This window comes from Parvibaculum sp., from assembly GCF_039680535.1.
Taxonomy (GTDB): Bacteria; Pseudomonadota; Alphaproteobacteria; order Parvibaculales; family Parvibaculaceae; genus Parvibaculum.
In genome coordinates, this window is sequence record NZ_JBDKSS010000013.1 from 550,312 (window position 1) to 576,108 (window position 25,797).

26 protein-coding genes and 1 tRNA gene are annotated in these 25,797 nt (G+C 63.0%); 10 read left to right on the forward strand and 17 right to left on the reverse strand.

Features of this window, described 5'->3' with window-relative positions; genetic code table 11:
* Complete coding sequence (locus ABFC66_RS09665) at positions 1-1,731, reverse strand: amidohydrolase family protein (RefSeq protein ID WP_346740738.1); 1,731 nt, start codon at positions 1,729-1,731, stop codon at positions 1-3.
* Positions 1,732-1,758: 27 nt separating this feature from the next.
* The gene (locus tag ABFC66_RS09670) at positions 1,759-2,556 is read right to left on the reverse strand and encodes a helix-turn-helix domain-containing protein (protein WP_346740739.1); all 798 of its coding nucleotides are present in this window, start codon (positions 2,554-2,556) and stop codon (positions 1,759-1,761) included.
* 137 nt (positions 2,557-2,693) lie between these two features.
* On the opposite strand from ABFC66_RS09670, the gene msrA reads away from it, so the two are divergent.
* On the forward strand, positions 2,694-3,350 hold the full coding sequence (gene msrA, locus ABFC66_RS09675) for a peptide-methionine (S)-S-oxide reductase MsrA (RefSeq protein WP_346740740.1): 657 nt from the start codon (positions 2,694-2,696) through the stop codon (positions 3,348-3,350).
* A gap of 186 nt (positions 3,351-3,536) precedes the next feature.
* Here the strand turns inward: msrA and rpoH are convergent, their stop codons facing one another.
* Together rpoH and ABFC66_RS09685 are read right to left on the reverse strand one after the other, a co-directional pair.
* Positions 3,537-4,439: an RNA polymerase sigma factor RpoH gene (rpoH, locus tag ABFC66_RS09680; protein ID WP_346740741.1), complete on the reverse strand. Its 903-nt coding sequence runs from the start codon at positions 4,437-4,439 to the stop codon at positions 3,537-3,539.
* A 137-nt stretch (positions 4,440-4,576) separates the two neighbouring features.
* Entirely contained in the window at positions 4,577-5,632 is a 1,056-nt protein-coding gene (locus ABFC66_RS09685; protein ID WP_346740742.1) for an RluA family pseudouridine synthase, read from the reverse strand.
* Positions 5,633-5,642: 10 nt separating this feature from the next.
* On the opposite strand from ABFC66_RS09685, the gene ABFC66_RS09690 reads away from it, so the two are divergent.
* The 5 genes from ABFC66_RS09690 to corA all read left to right on the forward strand — a co-directional run bounded on the left by ABFC66_RS09690 (position 5,643) and on the right by corA (position 9,383).
* Positions 5,643-6,044 carry a hypothetical protein gene (locus ABFC66_RS09690; protein ID WP_346740743.1) on the forward strand — a complete coding sequence of 134 codons (402 nt, stop codon included), beginning with the start codon at positions 5,643-5,645 and terminating at the stop codon, positions 6,042-6,044.
* Positions 6,044-6,520: a M67 family metallopeptidase gene (locus ABFC66_RS09695; RefSeq protein ID WP_346740744.1), complete on the forward strand. Its 477-nt coding sequence runs from the start codon at positions 6,044-6,046 to the stop codon at positions 6,518-6,520. Before ABFC66_RS09690 ends, ABFC66_RS09695 begins: the two co-directional genes overlap by 1 nt.
* Before the next feature lie 506 nt (positions 6,521-7,026).
* Positions 7,027-7,102 (forward strand) — tRNA-Glu (locus ABFC66_RS09700).
* A 441-nt stretch (positions 7,103-7,543) separates the two neighbouring features.
* Complete coding sequence (locus ABFC66_RS09705) at positions 7,544-8,254, forward strand: outer membrane protein (protein WP_346740745.1); 711 nt, start codon at positions 7,544-7,546, stop codon at positions 8,252-8,254.
* A 124-nt stretch (positions 8,255-8,378) separates the two neighbouring features.
* The gene (gene corA / locus ABFC66_RS09710) at positions 8,379-9,383 is read left to right on the forward strand and encodes a magnesium/cobalt transporter CorA (RefSeq protein WP_346740746.1); all 1,005 of its coding nucleotides are present in this window, start codon (positions 8,379-8,381) and stop codon (positions 9,381-9,383) included.
* Positions 9,384-9,389: 6 nt separating this feature from the next.
* On the opposite strand, the gene glsA is transcribed toward corA, so the two are convergent.
* The 4 genes from glsA to cysQ form a co-directional block, all read right to left on the reverse strand.
* Complete coding sequence (gene glsA / locus ABFC66_RS09715) at positions 9,390-10,376, reverse strand: glutaminase A (RefSeq protein WP_346740747.1); 987 nt, start codon at positions 10,374-10,376, stop codon at positions 9,390-9,392.
* 266 nt (positions 10,377-10,642) lie between these two features.
* On the reverse strand, positions 10,643-11,464 hold the full coding sequence (locus tag ABFC66_RS09720; RefSeq protein WP_346740748.1) for a hypothetical protein: 822 nt from the start codon (positions 11,462-11,464) through the stop codon (positions 10,643-10,645).
* 116 nt (positions 11,465-11,580) lie between these two features.
* Positions 11,581-12,207 carry a DUF1134 domain-containing protein gene (locus ABFC66_RS09725; protein ID WP_346740749.1) on the reverse strand — a complete coding sequence of 209 codons (627 nt, stop codon included), beginning with the start codon at positions 12,205-12,207 and terminating at the stop codon, positions 11,581-11,583.
* 363 nt (positions 12,208-12,570) lie between these two features.
* Positions 12,571-13,395 carry a 3'(2'),5'-bisphosphate nucleotidase CysQ gene (gene cysQ, locus ABFC66_RS09730; protein WP_346740750.1) on the reverse strand — a complete coding sequence of 275 codons (825 nt, stop codon included), beginning with the start codon at positions 13,393-13,395 and terminating at the stop codon, positions 12,571-12,573.
* A 93-nt stretch (positions 13,396-13,488) separates the two neighbouring features.
* Between cysQ and ABFC66_RS09735 the strand changes: the two genes are divergently transcribed.
* Positions 13,489-14,142 carry a histidine phosphotransferase family protein gene (locus ABFC66_RS09735; RefSeq protein WP_346740751.1) on the forward strand — a complete coding sequence of 218 codons (654 nt, stop codon included), beginning with the start codon at positions 13,489-13,491 and terminating at the stop codon, positions 14,140-14,142.
* 77 nt (positions 14,143-14,219) lie between these two features.
* Here ABFC66_RS09735 and ABFC66_RS09740 read toward each other — a convergent pair whose 3' ends face one another.
* A complete protein-coding gene (locus ABFC66_RS09740) occupies positions 14,220-14,927 on the reverse strand; it encodes a response regulator transcription factor (RefSeq protein WP_346740752.1) in 708 nt (235 codons plus the stop codon).
* Between the two features lie 346 nt (positions 14,928-15,273).
* Between ABFC66_RS09740 and fliI the strand changes: the two genes are divergently transcribed.
* From fliI to ABFC66_RS09755, 3 genes are all read left to right on the forward strand, one after another.
* Positions 15,274-16,608 carry a flagellar protein export ATPase FliI gene (fliI, locus tag ABFC66_RS09745; protein ID WP_346740753.1) on the forward strand — a complete coding sequence of 445 codons (1,335 nt, stop codon included), beginning with the start codon at positions 15,274-15,276 and terminating at the stop codon, positions 16,606-16,608.
* Positions 16,608-17,018: a flagellar export protein FliJ gene (fliJ, locus tag ABFC66_RS09750; protein ID WP_346740754.1), complete on the forward strand. Its 411-nt coding sequence runs from the start codon at positions 16,608-16,610 to the stop codon at positions 17,016-17,018. The genes fliI and fliJ overlap by 1 nt, the downstream gene beginning before the upstream one ends.
* A gap of 131 nt (positions 17,019-17,149) precedes the next feature.
* The gene (locus tag ABFC66_RS09755) at positions 17,150-17,635 is read left to right on the forward strand and encodes a YajQ family cyclic di-GMP-binding protein (RefSeq protein WP_346740755.1); all 486 of its coding nucleotides are present in this window, start codon (positions 17,150-17,152) and stop codon (positions 17,633-17,635) included.
* Between the two features lie 3 nt (positions 17,636-17,638).
* On the opposite strand, the gene ABFC66_RS09760 is transcribed toward ABFC66_RS09755, so the two are convergent.
* The 8 genes from ABFC66_RS09760 to fliG all read right to left on the reverse strand — a co-directional run bounded on the left by ABFC66_RS09760 (position 17,639) and on the right by fliG (position 25,788).
* Positions 17,639-17,965 (reverse strand): hypothetical protein, encoded by a 327-nt coding sequence (locus ABFC66_RS09760; protein ID WP_346740756.1) that lies wholly within the window; start codon positions 17,963-17,965, stop codon positions 17,639-17,641.
* 140 nt (positions 17,966-18,105) lie between these two features.
* Positions 18,106-18,921, reverse strand: coding sequence for a MinD/ParA family protein (locus tag ABFC66_RS09765; RefSeq protein ID WP_346740757.1), 816 nt, complete (start codon positions 18,919-18,921; stop codon positions 18,106-18,108).
* Between the two features lie 20 nt (positions 18,922-18,941).
* A complete protein-coding gene (locus ABFC66_RS09770; protein WP_346740758.1) occupies positions 18,942-20,039 on the reverse strand; it encodes a hypothetical protein in 1,098 nt (365 codons plus the stop codon).
* Between the two features lie 25 nt (positions 20,040-20,064).
* A complete protein-coding gene (flhA, locus tag ABFC66_RS09775) occupies positions 20,065-22,203 on the reverse strand; it encodes a flagellar biosynthesis protein FlhA (RefSeq protein WP_346740759.1) in 2,139 nt (712 codons plus the stop codon).
* A gap of 40 nt (positions 22,204-22,243) precedes the next feature.
* Positions 22,244-23,617, reverse strand: coding sequence for a sigma-54 dependent transcriptional regulator (locus ABFC66_RS09780; protein WP_346740760.1), 1,374 nt, complete (start codon positions 23,615-23,617; stop codon positions 22,244-22,246).
* A gap of 59 nt (positions 23,618-23,676) precedes the next feature.
* On the reverse strand, positions 23,677-24,030 hold the full coding sequence (fliN, locus tag ABFC66_RS09785; protein ID WP_346740761.1) for a flagellar motor switch protein FliN: 354 nt from the start codon (positions 24,028-24,030) through the stop codon (positions 23,677-23,679).
* A 16-nt stretch (positions 24,031-24,046) separates the two neighbouring features.
* Positions 24,047-24,730, reverse strand: a complete 684-nt coding sequence (locus ABFC66_RS09790; protein ID WP_346740762.1) for a FliH/SctL family protein — start codon at positions 24,728-24,730, stop codon at positions 24,047-24,049.
* A 32-nt stretch (positions 24,731-24,762) separates the two neighbouring features.
* Positions 24,763-25,788: a flagellar motor switch protein FliG gene (gene fliG, locus ABFC66_RS09795; RefSeq protein WP_346740763.1), complete on the reverse strand. Its 1,026-nt coding sequence runs from the start codon at positions 25,786-25,788 to the stop codon at positions 24,763-24,765.
* Positions 25,789-25,797 lie beyond the last annotated feature (9 nt).

Consider the following 25,797-nt stretch of genomic DNA (forward strand, 5'->3'; position numbering starts at 1 on the left):
TCAATGCGACGGGGCGGCCTGCGCTCCACGGATGAGCTTGCCCGGAAGGACGCCGGTGGGTTCGCCATCCCGATAGACGATCTCGCCGCTGACGATTGTCGCCTTGTAGCCGCTGGCGCCCTGGAAGAGGCGTCGGCCCCCCGCGGGAAGATCGAAGACCATCTCGGGCTTCGGCAGCGCGAGCTTCTCATAGTCGATGATGTTGATATCGCCCTTCATGCCCGGCGCGACGACGCCGCGGTCGAGGAGGCCATATTGCTCCGCGGTGTCTTTCGTTTGCAGGCGGACGATATATTCGATTGGCAGCTTCCTGCCGCGGCTTCGGTCGCGCGTCCAGTGGGTGAGCATGAAGGTCGGCGTGCTGCCGTCGCAGATCGCGCCCACATGCGCGCCGCCATCGGCAAGGCTGAGGCCCGTCTGCGGGTGGAGCAGCGATTCCTCGATGGCCGTGTAGTCGTTGGTCGAGTAGCCGAAGAGCGGGAAGTAGAGGAAGCCCTTGCCGCCATTTTCCATCATCGCGTCATAAGCGACTTCGGCGAGCGATTTGCCAGTGCGTTCGGCGATGGCGGCGACGGAATCCTCGGGCGCGGGCTCGTAGTCCTCGCGCTCGTTCATCGGATACATCTTGTGGAAGCCGCCGACCAGATTGTCGATGAAGGCGCCGAGGCCCTGCGGGTTGGCTTCATTGAGAATGCGCGCTTTCACCTCCGGATCGGCGAGCCTCTTTATGCGCTCCTCGAAAGGAAGCGAGGCGATCTCGCCATAGGCCCTCTTGAGCAGGAACGGATGGGCGGAGGTCTGCCATCCCATCAGAATGCCGACCGGGCGGCCCGAATGCTGGCCGCGAATATTGGTCACGCCTTCAGCACGCGCCTTGTCGAGTAGGCCCAGCATCTTCTTGTAGAGGTCCGGGCGCTCGTCGATCTGTTGCAGGTTGAAGGTCACCATGCGGCCGGTCTTCTTCGCCATGTCGAGCATCCACTCGAATTCCTTGTCCATCTCGCGATGGGTTGCGGAAATCTGGAAGACGCCGGAGCCATGCACCTTCAGCGCGTCGGCGATGCCCGTCAACTCGTCCTGAGCGGCCATCGTGCCGGGAACGGGCTCACCCTTCTTGGTGTTGTGAATGTCGGTGCGCGAGGTGGAAAAGCCGAGCGCGCCTGACTTCAGCGCTTCCAGCGTCAGCTCGCGCATGCGGGCAATGTCTGCCGGCGTCGCCGGTTCGTTATCGACGCCGCGCTTGCCCATGACATAGACGCGGAGCGCGCAATGTGGCATCTGCGCCGCGAGGTCGATGGCAAAGGGACGTTTGTCGAGCGCATCCATGAACTCGGGGAAGCTTTCCCATTCCCACTTGATGCCCTCATGCATGGCGGCGCCGGGAATGTCCTCGACGGCTTCCATGAGGTCGATCAGCTCGCTGCGCTGCTCGGGCTTCACCGGCGCGAAGCCGACACCGCAATTGCCCATGACGGCTGTCGTGACGCCATGAAGCGAGGAGGGTGTGAGATAGGGGTCCCAGGTCGCCTGCGCGTCGTAATGGGTATGGATGTCGACGAAGCCCGGCGTGACGAGAAGGCCGGTCGCGTCGATCTCTTCGCGGCCCGTGCCTTCGACCTTGCCGACCGCGGAAATCTTGCCGCCATCGATGGCGACATCGCCGATGAAGGGTGCATTGCCCGTGCCGTCGACGATCTTGCCGCCGCGGATCACCAGATCATGTGTCGTCATGTTTCGCTCCCGTCGCGTCGAGCGCCTTCACGGCGCTTCGGATTCATTTGTTTCGGTTTCGTGCAGTAGATCGCGCACCTGCCGCTCGGCAGAGGCGAGTTTCTTCATGCGGATCGCGTCCGCGAGTTCGCCGACAAGTGCTGCGTCGGCGCCCCAGCCTGCGAGCAACGCGCGCATGGTCGTATCGGGCAGGCTTTCGGCCGGGCCCCATGCGCCGCCGCGCCGCGTGAATTTCAGGAGCTGGATGACGCCTTGCAGCGCGCCCCAATGCATCAGCGTTCGCTCCTGCGCATCGCCCGGCGTGATCGCGCCCGTGGCCTGCGCGGCCGCGATGTCGGCCGACAGCATGCCAAGGGTCTCGCGCGCGACCTCGAAGACGGCCTGCGCGTCGCGCTCGGGAAGCCCATAGCGGGCGCTGCCGAGATAATGCGTGACGAGGCCGAACTCGGCGGGCGCCTCCTGCGCAAAGAGTTCATAGGTCTGGGCGGCGCCGATGAGGCGCGCGAGGGCACGCGCGCCTTCGTTCAGGCCCTGCCGTGCTGCCCAGACGTCGATGCGGGCGGCGGTATCGGCGGAGATCAGCCGGATATGCGTCGCGACCAGTCGTTGCAGCTCGCGCACCACCGCTTCCTTCGAGGGGTAGTAGCGATAGACCGCGGCCACCGAGCGGCCCATGCGCTCGGCAAGCGCATGCAAGGTCAGATTGTCGAGGCCACCCTCGCAGGCGAGGTCGAGCGCCGAGGCGAGGATTTCGCGCATCTTGCGCGTCCTGTTCTGGGCGACGGCGGGCGAGAACTCGCCACTCTCGGAAAAAACGTGAACCATGTTCACGCTTTTAGGCGGGGAGGCCGGAAAGCGCAAGGCCCTGTTTTGTGCGTCCTCGCTTTCACGATGCGTTGAGCGGGCTCGAAGCAAGGCCGGCGAATGGTTATGTTGGGAGCACAGGATTTCAGGAGGATGCCATGTTCGGACTGCGCAAGAAGATCGAGATGCCGACGCCCGAAGAGGCGCTCGAGGGCCGCGACTTTCCGCTTCCGACCGCCGAGCTGCACTTCGTCAACGGCGCGGCGCTCAAGGGGCCCTATCCGGCGGGCAGCGAGACGGCGATCTTTGGCTTGGGCTGCTTCTGGGGCGCGGAGCGAAAGTTCTGGCAGGTGCCGGGCGTCATCGTGACCGCCGTCGGCTACGCGGCGGGCTATACGCCGAATCCGACCTATGAAGAGGTCTGCACCGGCCGCACCGGGCACAATGAGGTCGTGCTCGTCGTCTACGATCCAAGGAAGGTGTCCTATGAGCAGCTTCTCAAGACCTTCTGGGAGAACCACAACCCGACGCAGGGCATGCGTCAGGGCAACGACATCGGCACGCAGTATCGCTCCGGCATTTATGTGACGAGCGAGGCGCAGAGGAAGGCAGCGGAAAGCTCGAAGGCGATGTTCGGCGCTGAGCTTGCAAAGCAGGGCTATGGCGCGATCACGACCGAAATCCTCGACGCACCGGAGTTCTATTTCGCCGAGGACTATCACCAGCAGTATCTCGCCAAGAACCCCGGCGGCTATTGCGGGCTCGGTGGCACGGGCGTGAGCTGCCCGATCGGGACGGGTGTCAACGCAGTTTAAGGCGCGACCTCGCCGCGCTCTCGGCGTCATCCCGGGCTTGTGCCGGGATCCAGGGGCGATGAACGCTGTGTGTGCAGCCCCTGGACCCCGGCACAAGCCCGGGGTGACGGTATTAGTTAGCACGAGGCCCAAAACAAAAAGGCCGCTCACTGCTGAGCGGCCTTTCTTTGTCCGTAAGCGGAGCGATCAGGCGCTGGCCCGTGCTTCCTTGCGCGCATCCGACTGTTCGCGTGCGGCGGCGCGCATAGCCTTTTGCAGCTTCTCGAAGGCGCGGACCTCGATCTGGCGGACGCGTTCGCGGCTGATGCCGTATTCCTGGCTCAGATCTTCCAGCGTCGCAGGTTCGTCCTTCAGCCGGCGTTCGGTCAGGATGTGCATCTCGCGTTCATTCAGCGTCTGCATCGCCTGCGCCAGCATTTCATGGCGAAGGCCCATTTCTTCCTGATCGCCGAGCGTGGTTTCCTGATCTGCGGAATCGTCCACCAGCCAGTCCTGCCACTCGCCACCTTCCGAATCCTGACGCAAGGGAGCGTTGAGCGAATTGTCCGGGCCCGACAGGCGACGGTTCATCGAGGTGACTTCTTCCTCGGTGACGCCGAGACGGTCGGCGATATAGGTCACATGCTCGGGATGCAGGTCGCCTTCCTCGATCGCCTGAATCTGGCCCTTCACCTTGCGCAGATTGAAGAAGAGCTTCTTCTGCGCCGCCGTGGTGCCCATCTTCACGAGCGACCATGAGCGCAGGATGTATTCCTGGATCGAGGCGCGAATCCACCACATGGCATAGGTCGCGAGGCGGAAGCCCTTTTCAGGCTCGAACCGCTTCACAGCCTGCATGAGGCCGACATTGCCTTCGGAAATGACTTCGCCGATGGGAAGCCCGTAGCCGCGATAGCCCATGGCGATCTTCGCCACGAGACGCAGATGGCTCGTCACGAGTTTGTGGGCAGCCTCCGAGTCCTCATGCTCTTTCCACCGCTTGGCGAGCATGTACTCTTCCTGCGGTTCAAGCATGGGAAACTTGCGGATCTCCTGGAGATACCGCGAGAGACTTCCTTCCGGGCTGGGCGCCGGCATGAGCTTGGACATATCTCTACCCCTCTTAGGCAGGCAGACCCCCTGAAGGCCGCATGCCTTTCCGGCGCAATTTCATACTGCGCCGCTCGGACATTGGATCTCTATATAGGAGCCGATTGCGGCCAAAAAAGGCCCCTCACATTAATATTTTATAACTCTTCCAAACTGGTCAGCAGGTCGGCCATGTCAGCGGGCAGGGGCGCGTCGAAATCCAGCCGCTTCTTTGTCACCGGGTGCTCGAAACCCAAGTGATGCGCGTGAAGCGCCTGCCGGTTGAGCCGTTCCAGCAGGGCTTGCGCCTCTGGCGGAAGCTTCGCCTTGCGCGTCTTCTGGCTGCCGCCATAGGTCGGATCGCCGAGCACCGGATGGCCGATCGAGGTCATGTGAACGCGGATCTGGTGCGTCCGGCCGGTTTCGAGGCGGCATTCGACCAGCGAGACGATGGGCGGCTCGCCGAAGCTTTCCAGCACGGTGTAATGGGTGATGGCTTCCCGGCCTGCCGTCTTCACCGCAGCCATCTTGGAGCGGTTATGCGTCGAGCGGGCGATATTGGCTTCGATGATGCCGCGCCGGGGCTTTGGCTCGCCCCAGACCAGCGCCCAATAGGCGCGGGTGAGCTTGCCGTCGCGGCCATGGGCGGCGAATTGCGCGGCAAGGCCCTGATGGGCGCGGTCGGTCTTTGCGACCACGATGAGGCCGCTCGTGTCCTTGTCGAGGCGATGGACGATGCCGGGCCGCTTCTCCCCGCCGATGCCGGAAAGGCTTTCCCCGCAATGGGCGATGAGCGCGTTGACGAGCGTCATGTCCGGGCTGCCCGCCGCCGGATGGACGACGAGGCCGGCGGGCTTCATCACGACGATGAGTTCCTTGTCCTCGTAGACGATGTCGAGCGGGATCGACTGTGCCTGAGGTTTGGCGGGGACAGGCGCGGGCACATTCACGGTGAAGGCGTCGCCGGGTTTCACCTTGTAGGAGGCGTCGACCACGGGGCGCGTCTTGCCGCCGGTCTCCATGGTCACGCGCCTTTCGGCGATCAGGGCCTGAAGCCGGGCGCGCGAGAGCGTGCCTTCGCCTTCGGGCGTCTTGCCCGCCAGCGCGTCGGTGAGATACTTGTCGAGGCGGATGCCGCCCGCTTCGGGAGGCACCGTCAGGGCGTGGCTTTCCCCCTCATCGAGGGTTGGCTCTGCGCTTGGCGATTCTTTCAATGAGGACATCATGTCTGACGATACAGCCGCGCCTCTCTCCGGGGAACCGGCAAAGCCGCCTTTGTCGAACAGCGTCAAGGCCGCGATCCTGATGCTCGTCACCATGGGCCTCGTCCTCGTGGCCGGATTCATTTTCGTGGTCGCGACGGTCGTCAAGCGGAGCAACCATCCCACCGAGCAGACGGGCTTTGCCGGGCGTTTCGGCGTCACGGACATTCATGTCGCGCCGGGCGATGCGGTGAAGAGCGTCACCATGGCGGACGACCGGATTGCCATTCATGTCGGTAGCGACAAGAACGAGGAAATCATCATCGTCAGCCCCAAAACCGGGCTGGAGATCGGTCGGATCAGGCTGCGCCCGTTGAGCGATCTCGCTTCCCGCGAAATTGCGCCGCCCCAAGCCGGGAACTGATGAAGCGCCCGCGCAGGCCTGTCGAACTGGTGATCGCGCGGCGCGCGCGCCTCGTCATCGCGGCGCAAGCGCGGCTGAACTTTCCCGAAGAGTGCTGCGGCCTTCTCGTCGGTAAATTGCGGGCGGGCCGGGCCCGCGTAACGCAGGCTGTCCCGGCCGCGAACGTCGCGCCGCGCGCGCAACGCCGGCGCCGCTTTGAAATCGATCCCGGTGTGCTTTTCGCCGTCCAGCGCGCTCTGCGCGAGGGCGCCGCGAAGCCACATCGCGACGTGGTGCTTGGCTATTTCCACTCGCACCCCCGCGGGAAGCCAGAGCCCTCCGGGGCCGATCTCGCTGGCGCACACGAGCCAGGCTTCGTCATGCTCATCGCCGCGCCGCCGCACAAGGCGGGCGCGGTACCGCTGCGCGCCTGGCTGCGATTGGGGCTTGGCCCGTCGCGCCGATTCCGTCCGCTGAGACTCACGATCGAGCGCTGACGCGCAAAACCGCGCAGCTATCGTCATTTCGGCAATTTTTTGGGGGGAGGGTGCCGCCTGTGCCGGGGGAGGAGGGAGGAGGGCACAGGCGGCAGCTACTGAAAGCCTTCGATCGGGGAGGAGATCGATCGAACTTTCGTGAATCTTGTATCGCGCCTTCATGACAAAATGTCAAAGCCAAAAATGGTGCGGTGCAAAATGTTCCCTCAGCGGACCGGTATCGTCTTGCAAGGCATAAGTCATTGTTATTTATGAAGTTATTTTTATTTTCCGCGAATGTATGAAATACACCCATTTAAAATCTGCGCCCGTTTGCCGCACTGCGTAGATGAAAAATATCCATTTCAGATGCCTCTGCCAGCGTTCCGGGCACCCCTGCTGAAGCGAGTTGAATCGAGACCTTGCCGCTTCGCTGTCCATCGGCTGCCGGTCGCAGGCGATTCCATCGAATTCGGCTTGATCCCATGCCACAACCGTCCTATACGGAGCGCCCGAACCGGCCACGTGTCCCCATCGTCTAGTGGCCCAGGACGTCGCCCTCTCACGGCGAAAACAGGGGTTCGACTCCCCTTGGGGATACCAATCCGCCGCCAAGGCGTTGATCGACCGGCGAGACAGCCTCGATCTTTATGCGGAGTAACTCTGTTGCCGCCAAGGCACAGTTTCCGCTTTTCAAGACGTCGATACCCAAGCAAGGCAATCCCTTTGGAATAGAAAGAAGCCGCCTGCGGTTGTCGCGGAGCCGGTGTGAATTTGCGCTGTGTTTTCCGGCGCAGGTGGCGTGAAAACCGGCGCTAGCGCTAGGAATTTTGACCTAAGTCTGCGCCATCGGCGGGGCGACCACGGTCGTGGTGCGGCGCTCGCGAAGGGGTCCGCGCGCCTGGTGAAACATTACAAAGTCATATGGTTTCAGTATTGAAAGGTCTCAGAATGAACCAATAGCCACCGGTCAATGGGCTTGCAAAGGCCAATGAATGAGGTGAGTTTTTAAGCAGAAATTCACGGTTGATGGAGGGTCGATCGATGCGGAAGCTTCTCGTGGCGATGGGTTTGATGGGTTCGCTCGTCATGGCGGCGCCGGCTCATGCGGCTGAACTCGGACAGATCAGCGGTCCTGGCGCCACATTCATGTGGGGTGGCTTTTATGTCGGCGTGAACGGCGGATATGCCTGGGGCGATCACGAGTGGCCGGAGTTCGACAAGAGCTACAGCGCCGACGGCGCGCTTGCGGGCGTGACCGGCGGTTTCAATATCGACAGCGGTGACTGGATCTTCGGATTCGAGATGGATTACGACTGGACCGACATGGGCGGCGACCAGACGGGCTATCCCTATTACCGCTCGGCGCGTCATGTCAGCACCGACCTCAAGACCTTGGGCACAGCGCGGGTGCGCGCGGGATATGATGTCGGCGAGGCAACGAATCCGCTGTTGCTCTATGTGACGGGTGGTCTGGCCTTCGGCAATGTCGAGGCGACGCTGCAGGAAGTCAGTTGCGGCGATGGTTGCCAGACGAGCAGCAGCACCGACAAGCATGTCCGGTTTGGCTGGACGCTTGGCGCCGGCGCCGAATATGCGTTCGACCAGAACTGGTCCGCCAAGCTCGAATATCTGCACGTCGATCTCGGCGAGGACCGATACACCTTCCACGGAGCCATCTTTGGCAACGGGTCGACGAACATCAAGATCGACGGAATCGACCTTGTGCGCGTCGGTGTGAACTACCTCTTCTAACCGCGCCTCGATTTTCGAAATGCATGACGGCCCCGGTGGAAACACCGGGGCCGTTTTGCATTCGACCGATGTTGGCCTTTTCGCCGCGGTGCTATGTTCATCGCGACAATCGAAGGGCCCGAGCATGGATTTTGAGTCGCTTACCAATGAATACGGCCAGCCCATGGTCGTCGCCTGCGGGCAGTATCGCGACGGGAGGCGCGTCGCCAATCTGAAGCTTGCCGACGCGAAGCTCTCGGCGACGCTGGACGGCAGCTTTCTCTGGATCGGGCTTCATGAGCCCTGCGAGGCGGTGCTGCAGCACATCCAGCATGAGTTCGGCCTTCACCATCTTGCCGTTGAAGATGCCCACCGCGCCCACCAGCGGCCCAAGATCGATGTTTATGACGATGCGATCTTCATTGTCGTGCGCACGGCGCAATTGCATGAGGCCGAGATCGTCTATGGCGAGACGCATATCTTCGTCGGCAGAGGCTATGTCATCACCGTCCGCCACGGCGCGTCGAGTTCCTATGCGGAAGTGCGGCAGCGTTGCGAGCGCGAACCGCGCATGCTGGTGCATGGCGAGGATTACGTGCTTTACGCGCTGCTCGACTTCGTCGCCGATCATTATTTCCCCGTGATCGACCAGATCGTCGAGGAGGTGAACGAGATCGAGGGCCATATCATCGCGCATAGTTTCACGACGCAGGAGATCGACCGGATCTATGAGCTGCGGCGCGAATTGACGACCTTCCGCCGCCGCGTGACGCCGATGCTGGAACTGTGCAATCGGCTGGAGCGCTATGACCTGCCGATGATCGATCGCGAAATTCAGCCCTATTATCGCGACGTATATGACCATGTTACGCAGGTGAACGATTCGATCGACAGCCTGCGGGAATCGCTCCTCGCGGCATATGAAGCGGCGGTGATGATTTCATCCGCGAGCCAGAACGAGGTGACGAAGAAGCTCGCGGGCTGGGCCGCTATCCTCGCCATTCCGACGGCGATCGCCGGAATATACGGCATGAACTTTGAGCACATGCCGGAACTGAAATGGGCTTATGGCTATTTTCTGGTGCTTGGCGCAATGGGCGGCATTTGCGGCTATCTCTACTACCGCTTCCGCAAGTCCGGCTGGATCTGATCTGCGTCAGACGATGAGCGTACTGACGAAGGATGAGCCCATGTTCGTGCAGTCGAACGCGTGGAGGCCGAGTTCCTCCGCCAGCGATTCGAAGCTTGCGATGCCACGCACGGAATTGCCCTTCGCATCCAGGCGCGGCGAATAGGTGGCGATGCCGAGTTGACGGTTCACGACACCGAGAATGCCGCCCGCGACGCCGCTCTTGGCAGGCACGCCGATGTCATAGGCCCAGTGGCCTGCATAGTCGTACATGCCGCAGGTAAACATGACCGCCTGGGTGTTGCGCACTGCGCGCAGCTCGAAGGCTTCAGCGCCGGTTGCGGGGTTCTCACCCATATTGGCGAGCGTTGCGCCCATGCGCGCGAGGTCGCTCGCCGTCACACTGATCGAGCACTGGCGGAAATAGAGATCGAGGGCCTCGTCCGGCGAGCCGGTGAGGGCGCCGTTTGCAAGCAACAGATAGGCGATTGCCCGGTTGCGATGGCCCGTCTCGGCCTCCGAACGATAGACAGACTCGTCAAGCGAGAGAGGCCGTCCGGCCGCGGCCGACAAACGCTCCATCACGAAGTCGAACGCGCCACTGCCCAGCTTTTCGACGAGGATCCCGGCAATGGTGATCGCGCCGGCATTGACCATCGGGTTGAAGGGCCGGTTGGTGCCGGGATTGAAGACGATCGCGTTGAATGCGTCCCCGCTCGGCTCGACGCCCACTCGTTCGAGAACCGCGCCGTGGCCTGCGACCTCAAGCGCGAGGCAGAAAGTGAAGGCCTTGGAGATGGATTGAATGGTGAAAGGGACTTCCGCGTCGCCTGCCGTATAGAGCTTGCCGCCGACCGTGGCTATCGCCAGGCCGAAGTGATCCGGTGAGGCTTTGCTCAGTTCGGGGATATAGCTTGCGACCTCACCTGAATGATTGTCGCTATGCTGCAGCCTGACGTTTTCGAGCAGAATCTCGAATTCGTGACGGCTGCTCAGGCGGCTCTGTGACGCCATTTTCTTTTGCACGGCTCCTTCGTGCGGCCCTTAAATTGGGCAGATGCCTAAGCGGAGTGCTGATCCGGCCTCTCTCGCGCGCAAGATGCACGCAAAGCGGGTCGCCAGTTCCGCGTTATCCCTGCATCGCAAGGAATGCGCCAATCAGACGGGCTCTTGCAGGGCATGTTTCGCGCCGGAACATGGCGCTCCCGGCGTGGGGCGCAGCCTGGCTGCGGGCCGGAGCGCAATCGACGAACGGGCGGGTGCGATAAGCGGGCGTGCCACTAGGAGGTGACGCCGGCCTCGAGCGCCTTGATGCGTTCGGCGAGGATCATCTCGCCGGGAAGACTGTCTTCGTCATCGTCGAAGTCGGTCGGAGCGGTGTTCTCGAATGTCGATGAGAGCGATGCCTTGATGGCGCTGAGTTCCTCGAACCCGGTACCCAACTCCTTGGCGGGAAATGGAGTGAGCTTCGCGACGGCTGGCGCTTGCGCAGCGGGTTCCTGCGGGACGACCGCCGCTTCCGGCGCCGGGGCTGCGACGGCCGCCTGAAGGCCGGTCGCGGACGCGACCTGCTCGAAGGTTTCGGTCATTTCGTGGACGAGCCGCGCCGCCTTCTCTCCGAGCGCCTTCAACTGCTGCTGCACCTCGGCCTGCCGATCGATCTCCGCGCTGCCTGCCGCTTCGAGATTCTTGATGCGCTGCCGCAGCATATCGATCCGGGCCTCCAGCTGGGGGATGGTCCGGCGCAGCGTTTCGGCTTCCTGCTCAGCCGCTTTGCACCCTGCGCGGAGTTCATCGATCTCCCGGCGCCGGGTCTCCGCCTCTGTTGCGGCGGCGACAGCGGCCTGCTCGAGTTCGGCATTGCGGTCGGCAAAGGCGGAGTTGCCCGAAACAAGTTCGGCGATCTTTGCTTCCAGCGCCGAGATGCGTGTTGCCGCTGAAGCCGCTTCTTCATGCGCGCGCTGATCGGCGTTCCGCAGTTCCTGCGTTACGCGCGCCGTTGTCACCGCCACGGCTCTGCGCCGCACGAGCTGGATCGCGATGATCGCGAAGAGCGTCGCGGTCAGGAAGCCGAGTGCAAGGAGCATGAGGCTTTCAACCATGGGGTCCTCTCAGGCAGGGCGGACGAGGCGCTGGCAGGTGTCGAAAACCCTGCCAGAAAATATGGGCCGGTTCTATCGTCGAAACACACGGGTTTGCCGGTCGTGCGGCAAGTGCGTCAGAACGGCAACCATTCGCGGCTCTTGGTGTATTTGAGATAGCCGACCGAAGCGCCAAGCCGCAGACCGACGCCGGAGCGCATGGGCGCGAGGATGACTTTGTCCCGCTGCTGATAATTCACGCCGATGCCGCCCACCAGATAGGCACTGCCTTCGACGCCTGGGAAGCGCTGATAGATCGTCTGCTTGTTGGGCAGGTTGTAGACGAGGGTGAAGACCTTGACGGCGTTTCCGCCGAAGTCCCAACCGGCGCTCGGTCCCTGCCAGAAGACGCGCGCGGTGCCGCCGCGCTTCATGACGAGTGTGCCGGAGCCATAGCGCAGGCCGACGACGATGGCGCCGCTCGCCTCCTCGCCCTTGATGTAGCCGTTGGGCTCGCCGTATTTCTTGAAGACGCTGTGAACCGCGTCGGCCATGCCTTGCGCCGTGCCGCCGAAGACGTCGCCGGCCTCGCGGATGATTTCCTGCTCGCTATAGGTGTCGCGCGACTGGCTGCGGACGGCAGGGGCCTCCTGGTTCGTCTCGGCCGCATGGGCGGGGAGGGAGGAAGTGGCGCTGCCTGCGATCAGCAGGGCGAGACCTGCGGCGAGGGCGCCTCGGCGGTGGCTGCGGGCGGTCGTGGTCATCGTCTCTGGCTCCTCTTCGCGCGGCCGGCTGATTCTCTCTGTCGGAGTTTAGCCGACACAAGGGGGCAGGATCGTGGCGCTTTGGGTCAATAATACGGAAAATGATATTCGTGGGACATGCTGACCGGTGCGCGGCCCCGGATTTCGTGCCGTTTCGACCCGCAAAGGCGGCCATATGGCTGGCACGGCAGTTGCTCAAGGGAGGGTACAGCTTTGCCGCCGCCGACTATCTGGCAGGCGGGGCCGGCGCGGGCACCGAGGGTCGGGGGGCCTTTCGGAGCAGCGCCGGTCGCTCTCATTACAGTCCGTGGCCTCGACAGCACATCGGATGCGGCGCTCCCTTCGGGGGGCGCCGTTTTCTTTTCAGCCGCCAACGACCTCGGCGCCGCCGCGCGCGAGGAAATAGGGGTTGTCGAATCCGCGCCCGGTCTTGCCGTAGAGAAGCGGCGCGCCGTCGAGGAGCGTGACGCTGCCGCCCGCTGCGGCGAGCACGGCATGTCCGGCGGCTGTGTCCCACTCCATCGTGCGGCCATGCCGCGGGTAGAGATCCGCCTCGCCTGCCGCGATCATGCAGAATTTGAGCGAGGAGCCGGCCACCAGAAATTCCTTCACCCGGTAGAGGTTCAGATATTCCTCGGTCTTCTGGTCGCGATGCGTGCGGCTGACGACAACCGTAAGTCCGTCGGCGGCGGGTCGGCGCACGGCTATCCGTCGAGGCGGCGAGGAGCCCGCGATCGGGTCATTCGTATACGGAGAGACGGCCTGCTCATAGGCGGCGCCCGGCCCGTAGGCATAGAAGAGGCGTTCTTTCGCAGGCGCATAGACGACGCCCGCAATGGGCGCGCGATCCTCGACAAGCGCGATGTTGACCGTGAATTCTCCATTCTCGCGCAGGAACTCCTTCGTGCCGTCGAGAGGGTCGACGACGAAGAAGCGCCGCCCGATGGCCGGGATGTGCCCGGCTGCGGCCTGTTCTTCGGCGACGACGGGAATATCCGGCGCGATGCGGGAGAGACCGGCGAGAATGATGCGCTCGGCCTCGTGATCGGCGATGGTGACGGGGCTGCTGTCCTCCTTCACGATCGCTTCGAGCCCGGACTCGTAATACGACATGATGGCCGCGCCCGCCTCGACGGCGAGCCGCCTGAGTTCCAGCGTCAAGGCGGCAAGGTCATGTTCGTCGTTCATTTCATCGTCCCTGGAGTCGAGGCCGGGGCTGGAATCCAGCCTGGCGCGATGGTATCAGCAATATGGGGCTGAAAAGAGAGCGGGGCGATAATCATGAGTGAAGCGAACGACGTGTCGGCGCTTGAGTTGGGAGCGCTGCTATGCAGCCGCGTTTGCCATGACGTGATCAGTCCGGTCGGTGCGATCACCAACGGGCTCGAGGTTCTGGCCGACGACGACGATCCGGAGATGCGCGCCCACGCCATGGAACTCATTACCACGAGCGCGGCGCAGGCGTCGGCGAAGCTGCAATTCGCGCGTCTCGCCTTCGGCGCTGCCGGATCGGCCAGCGCGGAACTCGATCTCGGCGATGCGAAGGCGGTGGCCGAAGGTCTGATGAAGAGCGAAAAGCCGTCGCTCACCTGGGAAGCGCCCCACGCCACCATCGGCAAGGACTATGTGAAGCTTCTGCTTAACATGCTTCTCATAGGTATTTCGTCGATCCCGCGTGGCGGCGAGATTTCGGTCGTGGTTGCGAGCGATATCGCGAAGCCGCGCCTCACCGTCAGGACGAAGGGGCAGGCGGCCCGCGTGCCCGACGAGACGGCGAGGTTCCTCGGCGGCCGTGCGCTTGATACGTTCCTCGATGCGCGCGCGGTTCAGCCCTATTTCACGGGGCTCGTCGCGCGTTCGCTCGGCCTTGCCATTGCGGCAAGGATGGAGGGCGAGGATTTCGTGATCGAGGCGAAAACGGCCGATGCGGCCTGAGGCGATCACCTGAGGTAAAAGAAAAGGGCGCCCCGCAAGAGGCGCCCTTGATCGTTTGAAACCTTCGATGCGTCCGATCAGGCGGTAGCCTGGACGGGCAGCGCGCCTTCCGCGGGATCGCGCAGCACATAGCCGCGTCCCCACACGGTTTCGATGTAGTGGTCTCCACCCGTGGACGCCGCGAGCTTCTTGCGGAGCTTGCAGATGAACACGTCGATGATCTTGAGTTCCGGCTCGTCCATGCCGCCATAGAGATGGTTGAGGAACATCTCCTTGGTGAGCGTCGTGCCCTTGCGGAGCGAGAGCAGCTCCAGCATCTGATATTCCTTGCCGGTCAGATGGACGCGGCTGCCGTCGACTTCCACCGTCTTGGTGTCGAGGTTGACGGTGAGCTTGCCCGTGTTGATGACCGACTGGGAATGGCCCTTGGAGCGGCGCACCACCGCATGGATGCGTGCAACCAGCTCGTCCTTATGGAAGGGCTTGGTCATGTAGTCGTCGGCGCCGAAGCCAAGACCGCGAACCTTGTTCTCGATGCCGGCGAGGCCCGAGAGAATGAGGATCGGAGTCGTCACCTTGCCCAGGCGCAACGCCTTCAGAACCTCATATCCGCTCATGTCCGGCAGGTTAAGGTCGAGAAGGATGATGTCGTAGTCGTAAAGCTTACCGAGATCGACCCCCTCTTCGCCGAGGTCGGTCGTATAAACGTTAAAACCGTCAGACTTGAGCATCAGCTCAATGCTCTGCGCGGTCGCACTGTCGTCTTCGATCAGCAGAACTCGCATGGTCCCCCTCTTCGCAGCGGAGTTTGCCCCCCGCCACTGCGGCCCAAAAATAAATCCACGGTAAGGACGATAACCTGATTTGGTTAATAAAGGTTAACCGGAGTAAAAAAATTTCGGAAAAATTCACCGGTCGGATTAGGTCTTCGTTCAGCACGATTTTTGAGGCGTAAACGGACGAGGCTGAACGGCTGCCGCCCGCAATGGGCGAGGCCGGTTGTAGCAACCGATGAGCGCACTTTCCACCCGGCAAGGTTTACGCAGTCTTAAAGTCTTGGCCCCATCATCAGGCCATCAAGTCGGGAGGAGTCGTTTCTCCCCTGCGGACCTGAATGTGGGAGCCTTAAGAGTGCGGGCCTTGTTGGCGGAAGTCGGCGCTGTCGCCGAAGTCAAACATTATGGGCGGGTCGTCAGCATTCAGGGGCTGATGGTCGAGGTCGCCGGGCCGCTGCATGCCATGGGCGTCGGCAGCCGCCTGAGCGTGTCGAGCCGCACGGGCGCAGATATAGAGTGCGAGGTCGTCGGCTTCCGCGACGGCCGCGCCCTTTGCCTTCCCTTCGGCCAACTTTCCGGCATTGGCGTCGGCTGCAAGGCGGTGGTCGATGCGGAAGAGCCGCATGTCTATCCGTCGAGCGCATGGCTCGGCCGCGTGGTCAACGCCATGGGCGAGCCTATCGACGGCAAGGGTCCGCTGCCGCAGGGTCCGGAGGCCTATCCCTTCCGCAATGCGCCGCCGCCCGCCAATCTTCGCCAGCGCGTGCGCGGCAAGATCGATCTCGGCGTTCGCGCTATGAATACATTCCTATCCGTTTGCCGCGGGCAGCGCATGGGCATCTTCGCCGGGTCCGGCGTCGGCAAGTCGGTGCTTCTCTCGATGCTCGCCCGCAATACGTCGAGCGATGTCGCCGTCATCGGCCTGATCGGCGAACGTGGGCGCGAAGTGCAGGAATTCCTTGAGGACGACCTTGGGCCCGAAGGCCTTGCGCGCTCTGTCGTGGTGGTCGCCACTTCGGACGAGGCCGCGCTGATGCGCCGCCAGGCAGCCTATCTCACGCTGAGCATTGCCGAATATTTCCGCGATCACGACAAGGACGTGCTCTGCATGATGGACAGCGTGACGCGCTTTGCCATGGCGCAGCGCGAGATCGGCCTTTCCGCCGGGGAGCCGCCGACGACCAAGGGCTATACGCCGACCGTATTCGCGGAATTGCCGAAGCTTCTCGAGCGCGCCGGACCGGGCGTGGGCAAGGGCAGCATTTCGGCGATCTTCACCGTTCTCGTCGATGGCGACGACCACAATGAGCCGGTCGCCGACGCCGTGCGCGGCATTCTCGACGGCCATATCGTCATGGAGCGTTCCATCGCCGAGCGTGGGCGCTACCCCGCCATCAATGTTCTGAAGTCGATCTCCCGCACCATGCCCGGCTGCAACTCGGATGAGGAGAATGCGCTCATCCGCCGCGCCCGCGTGCTGATGTCCACTTATGACGACATGGAAGAGCTGATCCGGCTCGGCGCCTATCGGCCCGGCTCCGATCCGCTTGTTGATGAGGCGATTTTCTACCAGCCCGCGCTGGACGCCTTCCTTGGTCAGCAGAAGACCGAAGCGACAGATCTCGCGACGGGCTATGCGATGCTTGAAAACATTCTCGCTCAGAAACCGGCGCCGAGGGAGGCTAATTGATGCGCAATCGTGACTCCCTTATTCGGCTCCACCGCTTTCAGGTGGACGAGAAGCGGCGCCAGGTCGCCGAGCTTGAAGTGATGCTTCAGGAGTTCCGTACGCGCGAGCGCGAACTTGAGGCACAAGTGCTGCTGGAGCAGGAGAAGGCCGGCATTTCGGACGTGGCGCATTTCGCCTATCCGATGTTTGCGAAATCCGTCATCCGTCGCCGCGAGAACATCCTCAACTCGATCCAGGATATCGAACGGCAGCTCGAGGCCGCCAAGGAAGACCTCAGCGGCGCCTTCCGCGAACTCAAGAAATACGAGATTGTGGAGGACAATCGGAAGCTTCGACTGCGCCGCGAGGCGGTTCGTGTCGAGCAAAGGGAGCTCGACGACATCGCGCTGGGCATTCACAGGCGCCGGTAAAGTCCCCGTTCTCTCTTCCCACCCGCGCAGGCTCGGCTAGAATAGCCGCCCGGATTCATCCAGGCGCGGTCATGCTGCATAGCCATGGGCTCATTGCGGATCGTGCGCCTGCAATAAAAGGGCGAACGCTCATGCCTACCTTCGACATCGTTTCCAAGACGGATTTCCAGGAGATCGACAACGCGCTCCAGAACGTGATCCGCGAGATTGCGACGCGCTACGATTTCAAGGGCTCGCATTGCACCATCGAGCGCAAGGATCAGGAAATCACGATCAATGCCGACGATGAGTTGAAGCTGAAGCAGATGCATGAGCTTCTTCAGGGCCATCTTGCGCGCCGGAAGCTCGAATCCGGCATTCTCGACTACAAGGACCCGGAAAAGGCGGCAGGCCAGAGCGTTCGCCAGAAGGTCGCCATCCGCGAGGGCATCGACAAGGATCTCGCCAAGCGCATCGTGAAGGATCTGAAGGCGTCGAACCTGAAGGTGCAGGTTGCCATTCAGGGCGATGAGCTGCGGGTGACCGGCAAGAAGCGCGACGATCTTCAGGCGGCCATTCAATTCCTGAAAGGGCTGCCCATCGAGCAGCCGCTTCAGTTCGAGAATTTCCGCGACTGACCGTCAGCTCCGCAGAACGAGACGGCGCACGAGGTAGATGACGCTGATCGCGACGAAATAGCCGACCAGGCGAATGCCTACGAGCTTCCAGTAGGTGAGGTCGGCGAAGTTCGGCAGCGGGCTTGCGTCATGTGCGATGACGCGGCGGACGATATTGACGGCTTCATGCGACAGCGTCGCGACCGCCGTCCATCCGAGGATCTGCTTGTAGCGGCGCATCAGCCCCGCGGCGATCACCGCGATGACGATGCCCTGCATCGAGTTCACGGTATCGAAGCCCTGGGCCGCGAGTGCGAGCGCCTGGTCGAGATAAACGGAAAGCTGCTGCATTGGTCCCCACCTTTGCCATGCCGGCCTGCCCGGTTGAGGGCGGTTGCCAGTGAACGAAGCGGTGGCAAGCGTGACCCAAAATAGCACAGGGGTCTAGCGTAAACCTGCTGCAGTATTTATTCGTGTGCGTCGCAAAATACTCATGCGCCGCGTTGCAGCATTTCCTTCGGCGCCGGTTGGGGCACCGAAAAGATGAGATCGCGTGCGAGCTTTCGCACGGCTTCGCTCGCCTTGGCCTGCGGATGGCGGAAGAGGATCGGTGTCTGGTGACGAATGGCGTCGCGCACCATGTCGTCGCGCGGAATGAACCCGGCAAAGGGCGGATTGATCCCCAGGAAGTTGCGGCAGGCATTTGTCAGCGCCGCATGCGTGCGCCAGGCATGTTCGCGGTCGTTGGCCATGTTGACGACGACGCGGATGTCGGCCTTCGGGTCCTGTTGCGACAGAAGCTTTATGAAGGCATAAGCGTCGGTGAGAGAAGTCGGCTCGTCGGTGACGACGACGAGTGTCGTGCTGCCCGGCATGCAGAGCGTCAGCACCGACTGGTCGAGGCCCGCCGCGAGATCTGTGATGATATGGGCATAGCGCGACGACAATGCCGCGAGCGTGCGGGCGATGCCGGAAATCTCGGATTTGCCGAGCGCGCTTAACACGCCGGAGCCGGACTTGCCCGCCAGCACGTCGAATTTGACACCGCCCGCAGCGCCCGAAACCGACGGAATCTCGTAGCTCGTGATCGCTTCGTCGAGCCGCGCCCGGCCGGCAATGACCGACCCCAGATCGCGATGTGGCGAGAGGCCGAGTTGCACGTCGACATTGGCAAGGCCGATATCGCCGTCAAAGAGAAGAACGCTTCGGCCGAGACCGGCGAGCGCCTCTGCGAGTGTCACGGAAAGCCATGTCTTGCCGACTCCTCCCTTGCCGGAGGCGATCTGGATCATGCGCGGGCTGGCCATCGGGTTCGTCCTGACTGCTGCTATACGGCGGCGAGAGATTGGGTTTCGGAGCGCATTTCATGCGCGCCGAGAATGAGACGCGCGCAGACCAGCGGGCTCATGCTGGCAAGGCCCCGCGCGAGATATGGCGTGACGCTCAGCTGGGCGAGTGCAAGACCGGCGCTGTCAGCGGCGGCGAGCACTGCGCCGAGACGGCGCGATATGTCGAGCTGCGTCGCGATGAGGCGCGTCACGCCGAGCCGGGCGAATTCATTGGCGGCCTCGCTTGAGACCACCGCATCGGTCGCGGCGGAAAGAACGATCACCGGCTCGACCCCGGCGGCGATACGGCCACCTTCGACGATGCGCTTCAGCATGGTGAAATCGCTGCGGTCGAAGGGGTTGATGCTGGTCGTGTCGATGAAGCAGGGAGAGCCTTCGACGCGGGCGTCGAGCAACACGGACAGCGTGTCGAGATCGGCTGCGGGACGGACTGTCAGGTCCAGCAGCTTGCCATAGGCATCCGATTGCGCGGCGGCGCCGGCGCGCGCTGCATCGGTCGTGATGAGATCGGCCTTCGTGCCGCTGATGAGCGCATTGGCGGCAAGCTTCGCCATGGTGACGGTCTTGCCCGACCCCGGCAGGCCGACGAGCATGATCGGAGCCTTGGGCCGCGTTGTTACGGGTTCGAAGGTGAAGCGCGTTTCGAGCGCACGGGCGAGAGCCGCCAGCGCATCGTCGCTTCCGAGCGCCGCCGCCGCCGCGACGAGCGCATCGCGCAAGGGATTGGGCACTGCATGCCTGTCGAGCGCCGAAGCGATCAGCGTTTCATCGAAGGGGATGCCGGAATGGATCGGCGCCGGGGACGCATTCTTTGGCTTTCCCGCAGAGGTGGATCTTGGCGTCTCGCGCAGGCGATCGCGCAGCATCTGTTCGAGCGAAGCTTCGATGTTCGGTGGCGTGGCCGCGGGCTCGTCGCATGGGGCGGCGGGCATGCGTGTCTCGACCGCCGCCGTGACTTCCATGCGGCCCGCATCGTTCACATAGCTCGAAACGATGATCGCGTCGGAGCCGAGTTCACGGCGCACCTGATCGATGGCCTCCGCCATATCCGCCGCGATGAAGGTTCTCAGACGCACGCTTTATTCTCCGGCGGACAACGGCTCAGACCGACCCCAGCGTGCGCAGCTTGATGCGCGGATGGATTTCGTTCTGCGACATGACGAAGGTCTGGGGCCGGAAGCGTTCGACGATGGAGCGCACATAGGGCCTGACGCCGGGGCTCGTCAGGAGCACCGGAACCTCGCCCGCGCGGCCGGCTTCCTCGAACATTTCGCGGACCGTGCCGATGAACTCCTGAAGCTTCGAGGGCTGCATGGCGAGCTGCTTCTCGTCGCCCTGACCAACCAGCGATTCCGCGAAGGACTGTTCCCAGCGCGGCGAGAGCGTGAGGAGCGGCAGCGTGTTGTTGCCGTCGAGATGCGACGCGCAGATCTGGCGGGCGAGGCGCGCGCGGACATGCTCGGTAATGAGGTTGAGGCTCTGCGTGTGACCGACGGCCTCCGCAATGCCTTCCATGATCGTCGGCAGGTCGCGGATCGAGATGCGCTCGTTGAGGAGGGTCTGCAGCACGCGCTGAATGCCGGTGACGGTGATCTGCGTCGGCACGATGTCGTCGACGAGCTTCTTGTGCTCCTTGCCGAGTTCGTCGATGAGCTTCTGCACCTCCGCATAGGAGAGCAGGTCGGCCATGTTGTCGCGAATGATCTCCGTGAGGTGTGTGGTGAGCACCGTCGGCGCATCGACGACCGTATAGCCGCGGAATGCCGCTTCCTCGCGCAGGTTCTCGTCGATCCAGGTGGCGGGGAGGCCAAAGGCCGGTTCCGTCGTATGGAGACCGGGAAGGTCGATGCGGCCGCCATGCGGATCCATGACCAGGAGCTGGTTCGCATAGACGTCGCCGTGGCCCGCTTCCACTTCCTTGACGCGGATCGAATAGGAATTCGCTTCGAGCTGCACATTGTCGAGGATGCGGACGGAGGGCATGACGAAGCCCATGTCCGTCGCGAGCTGACGGCGCAGCGCCTTGATCTGGTCCGTGAGCTTCTGGTGATCCTTGCCGTTGATGAGCGGGAGGAGCGCATAGCCGATCTCGAGGCGCAGCTCGTCCATCTTGAGAGCGCTGCTGATGGGCTCCTCGGCGACAGGTGCCGCCTGCGCTTCGGTGGCTTCGGCCTCTACCTGTGCGGCAGCCTTGGTCCTGCGGGCCTTCGTGACGTAGTAGGCGAGGCTGCCCGTGCTGCCCGCGAGCAGCAGGAAGGGGATGGCCGGAAGGCCAGGCAGAAGCGCCATCGCGCCCATGACGACCGACGACATGCCGAGCGCCTGCGGATAGCCGGAAAGCTGATCGAAGAGAGCCTGATCGGCGGCGCCTTCGACGCCTGCCTTGGAAACGAGAAGACCGGCCGCCGTCGAAACGATCAGCGCCGGAATCTGGCTGACGAGACCGTCGCCGACGGTCAGGATCGTATAGGTATGCGCGGCGTCGGCGAAGCTCAGGCCGTTCTGCGCGACGCCGACGATGATGCCGCCGACGACGTTGATGAAGGTGATGAGCAGACCGGCGACGGCGTCGCCGCGCACGAACTTCGAAGCACCGTCCATCGCGCCGAAGAAGGCGCTTTCATTTTCGAGGTCGGTGCGGCGCTTGCGCGCGACCTTCTCATCGATGAGACCGGCGGAGAGATCGGCGTCGATCGCCATCTGCTTGCCGGGCATGGCGTCGAGGGTGAAGCGCGCCGCGACTTCGGCGATACGGCCCGAACCCTTGGTGATGACGACGAAGTTCACGATCACCAGGATTGCGAAGACGATCACGCCGATAACGAAATTGCCCTGCATCACGAAGTGGCCGAAGGCCTCGATGACCTTGCCCGCCGCATCCGTGCCGCCATGACCTTGCGAGAGAATGAGGCGCGTCGAGGCGAGGTTGAGCGCAAGCCGCAGCATCGTCGAAATGAGAAGAACGGTCGGGAAGGCGCTGAACTCGAGCGGCTTCTGAATGAAGAGAGCCGTCATCAGCACGAGCACCGAGAAGGTGATCGAGATGGCGAGAGAGAAGTCGAGCAGGAAGGACGGCATCGGCAGGATGAGGACGACGATGATCGTCATCACGCCTGCCGCGAGCGCGAGGTCGCCGCGCTTGGCGAAATTCTCCAGCACACCCCTGGGCGTAAGCCCCGGGAAGCCGAAGCCGCTCAGCGGTCCACCCGTCTTGCCGTTAGCCACGCTCGCATCGCTCATCGAAGATTACTCCAGGGCTCTTGCCGCAGTCGTTATTGGTTCAGCCGAAGCTGACGCGCGCCTCGCCGCCCGGCATCGGAACGGCGACGCCGGCATCGCTGTATTCCTTCAGCTTGTTGCGAAGCGTCCGGATCGAGATGCCGAGGATGTTCGCGGCATGGGTGCGGTTGCCGAGGCAATGGCCGAGGGTCTGGAGGATGAGATCCTGTTCGACTTCCGCGACCGTGCGCCCGATGAAGGCGCGGCTTGCCGCATCGGCCGCCATCGCGGCCTTCTGCGCGACGCCGAGCGTGGGCGCGGCTTCGTCGAGACGCGAACCGTCGGGAAGGCGGATCGCCTCGACATCGATTTCGGGGCCGGTGGCGAGAAGCGTGGCCCGGTGCATCGTGTTCTCAAGCTCGCGAACATTGCCCGTCCAGCCGTGGCGGGTAAGGAAGCTGCGGGCTTCGGCGGAAATGGGCTTCGTCGGAAGGCCGTTCGCCTTGGCGTAGCGTTCGGCGAAGTGCTCGGCCAGCGCCAGAATGTCAGCCGGACGCTCGCGCAGCGGCGGCAGCTTCAGGTTGACGACATTGAGGCGGTAGAAGAGGTCTTCGCGGAAGCGGCCCGCGCGCGCATCGCCCTGCAGGTCGCGGTTCGAGGTCGCGATGATGCGGATGTTGACCTTGACCGGCGCCTTGCCACCGACGCGGTCGATTTCGCGCTCCTGAATGGCGCGGAGGAGCTTCGCCTGGAGGCGCAGGTCCATCTCGCTGATTTCGTCGAGAAGCAGCGTGCCGCCATCGGCTTCTTCGAACTTGCCGATACGGCGGGCAACGGCTCCGGTGAAGGCGCCCTTCTCATGGCCGAAGAGTTCGGACTCGAGGAGGTTTTCCGGGATCGCGGCGCAGTTGACCGAAATGAAAGGCTTGTCGCGGCGCAGCGACCGGCGGTGCAGATAGCGCGCCATCACTTCCTTGCCGGTGCCGGACTCGCCGGTGATGAGGATGCTGGCATCCGACGGCGCGACCTGATCGGCGAGGCGGATCATGTCGCCCATCTTCGGATCCTTGAAGATGAGGGCGTGGCCGTCATCGGCGACGGCGGCGAGCACAGCGGCAATGAGCTCGGCATCCGGCGGCAGCGGGATATATTCCTTCGCACCCGCGCGGATGGCGTTGACGGCGGCGCGCGCGTCGGTGTCGACGCCGCAAGCCACGACCGGCACGCAGATATGTTCGTTCTGAAGCTGGACGATGAGTTCCGCGATGTCGCAACCCACGTCGACCATCAGCAGATCGGCACCGCGTCCGGCACGCAGCGTGTCGAGCGCCTGCGCGGTCGTTTCGGTGTGGGTGACCTTGGCGCCTTTCGCCATCGCCATCTTGGTGGCGGTGGAAAGCTGGCCGTTCAGGGTTCCGACGATCAGAAGGCGCATCTGCGGCACTCCTCTTCTTTCTTATGCTCTAACGCGAATTGAATTCAGTGCGGCGCGGATCAGTTCGCGGCGCCCTTTACGATTTCCGTCATGGTGACGCCAAGCCGGTCGTCGACGACGACGACCTCGCCGCGTGCCACGAGCCGGTCGTTGACGTAGATGTCGATCGCCTCGCCGACCTTGCGGTCCAGCTCGACAATGGTGCCGCGACCGAGCTTCAGCAGGTTCGAGACTTCCATATGCGTCTTGCCGAGCACGGCGGAGACGTTCACGGGAACGTCGAAGACGGCTTCGAGGTCATGCGCCATGCGCACGCGGTCGCCATCGTCTTCGCCTGAATTTTCGAGCTCCGCGGAAAGCGGTTCGGCGCTTGCGAGGTCGGGCAGTGCGATTTCGTCGTCTTGGTCAGCCATTTTGAGCTCCTAGCTCTCAGAAATTCGTGTGACGCGTCTCGGACATGGCGAGACTGTTGTCGGCGCGGGGGGCACCGAGACTCTCCACGTAGCGGGCGATGGTTTCGGAAATTTCGGCTTCGATGTCGGCGTGAGAGCGGACGACGCCGCCATCCGCCCATTCGACCACGCAGTCGCCTTCGGCGACGTCGTTCTGACCGAGCAGGATGATGCGGCCTGAAAGCCCGCGTTCGAGTGCCATGCGGTCGACGATTTCCTTAAGCCGCTCGACCAGCGTGTCGGCAACGCGAAGAACGATGTGCGGCTCGCGGTTGAGATGGGTCAGGCAGTCGCGCAGAACACCCTCGATTTCGGCCTGGGGGCGGCTGGCGACGAGGGCGGGCGCGAGCTTGCGGGCGGCCGTGAAGGCGAGGGTCGCGGCTTCGGCGCGCGAACTGGCCGTTCCCGCATGAAGCGCATTGAGAAGGCTCGCGGCATTGTTCGCGAAATTCTGCATGGCGGCGCCGATCTCGTGTTCAGCGCGAGCGGTGGCTTCCGACTGGCCGGCGACGAAGCCCGACGCATAGCCCTCGGCGCGCGCACGTTCGATGTCCTCCGCGGTGAAGACGGGGGCAGACGGCTGGACGCGCGGCACCGACACCGTCTCGTCGGTGTCGAAGCGCGTGTCGAAGGTGAATTTTACTGCCTGCTTCATCATCATCTGTGTCTATCGAGAGGTTGGCGCGGTGGGCGTCAGTAGATCAGCTCGTCTTCTTCCTTGTTCTCGGAGATCAGGATTTCGCCCTTCTGAGCAAGATCCTTCGCGATGTTCACCATCGTCATCTGCGCGTCGTCCACGTCCTTCAGGCGCACGGGGCCCATGAGCTCCATGTCCTCGCGGAGGATCTTGCCGGCGCGTTCGGACATGTTGGCGAAGAAGAGATCGCGCAGCGCATCCGACGAGCCCTTGAGCGCGACGGCGAGCTTGTTCTTGTCGACCGCGCGCAGCAGCGTCTGCACGGAACCCGGATCGAGCTTGCCGAGATCCTCGAAGGTGAACATCAGCGCCTTGATCTTCTCGGCGGACTCGCGGCTGCGTTCTTCCAGCGCGGCGAGGAAGCGGCCTTCGGTCTGACGATCGAAATTGTTGAAGATTTCGGCCATCAGCTCATGTGCGTCGCGGCGATTGGTGCGCGACAGGTTCGACATGAATTCCGAGCGCAGCGTCTGTTCGACCTTGTCGAGAATATCCTTCTGCACCGCTTCCATGCGAAGCATGCGCGTCACCACTTCGAGTGCGAAGTCTTCCGGCAGATGCACCAGAACGCGGGCGGCATGATCCGCCTTCACCTTGGACAAAACCACGGCGACGGTCTGCGGATATTCGTTCTTGAGATAACTCGCGAGCACCTGCTCGTTCACGTTGCCGAGCTTTTCCCACATGGTCCGGCCGGCGGGGCCGCGAATTTCATCCATGACCGAATTGACGCGATCTTCGGGCAGGAACTTCGCGAGCAGGCGCTCGGTCGATTCATAGGAGCCGATCAGCGCGCCGGTGCCGGACATCTTGGAGGCGAATTCGACGAGCAGCTTTTCGACAGTCCCGGCCTGGACGGTGCCGAGCGTCGACATGATCTGGGACATTTCCCGGATTTCGTCGTCGTCGAACATCTCCCAGAGCGAGGCGGCATCATCCGCGCCGAGCGCGAGCATGAAGATCGCCGCCTTCTGCGGGCCGGTCATGGCCTTGTCGTCCTGTTTTTTCGGTGCGGTTGCCACGGACTTCGT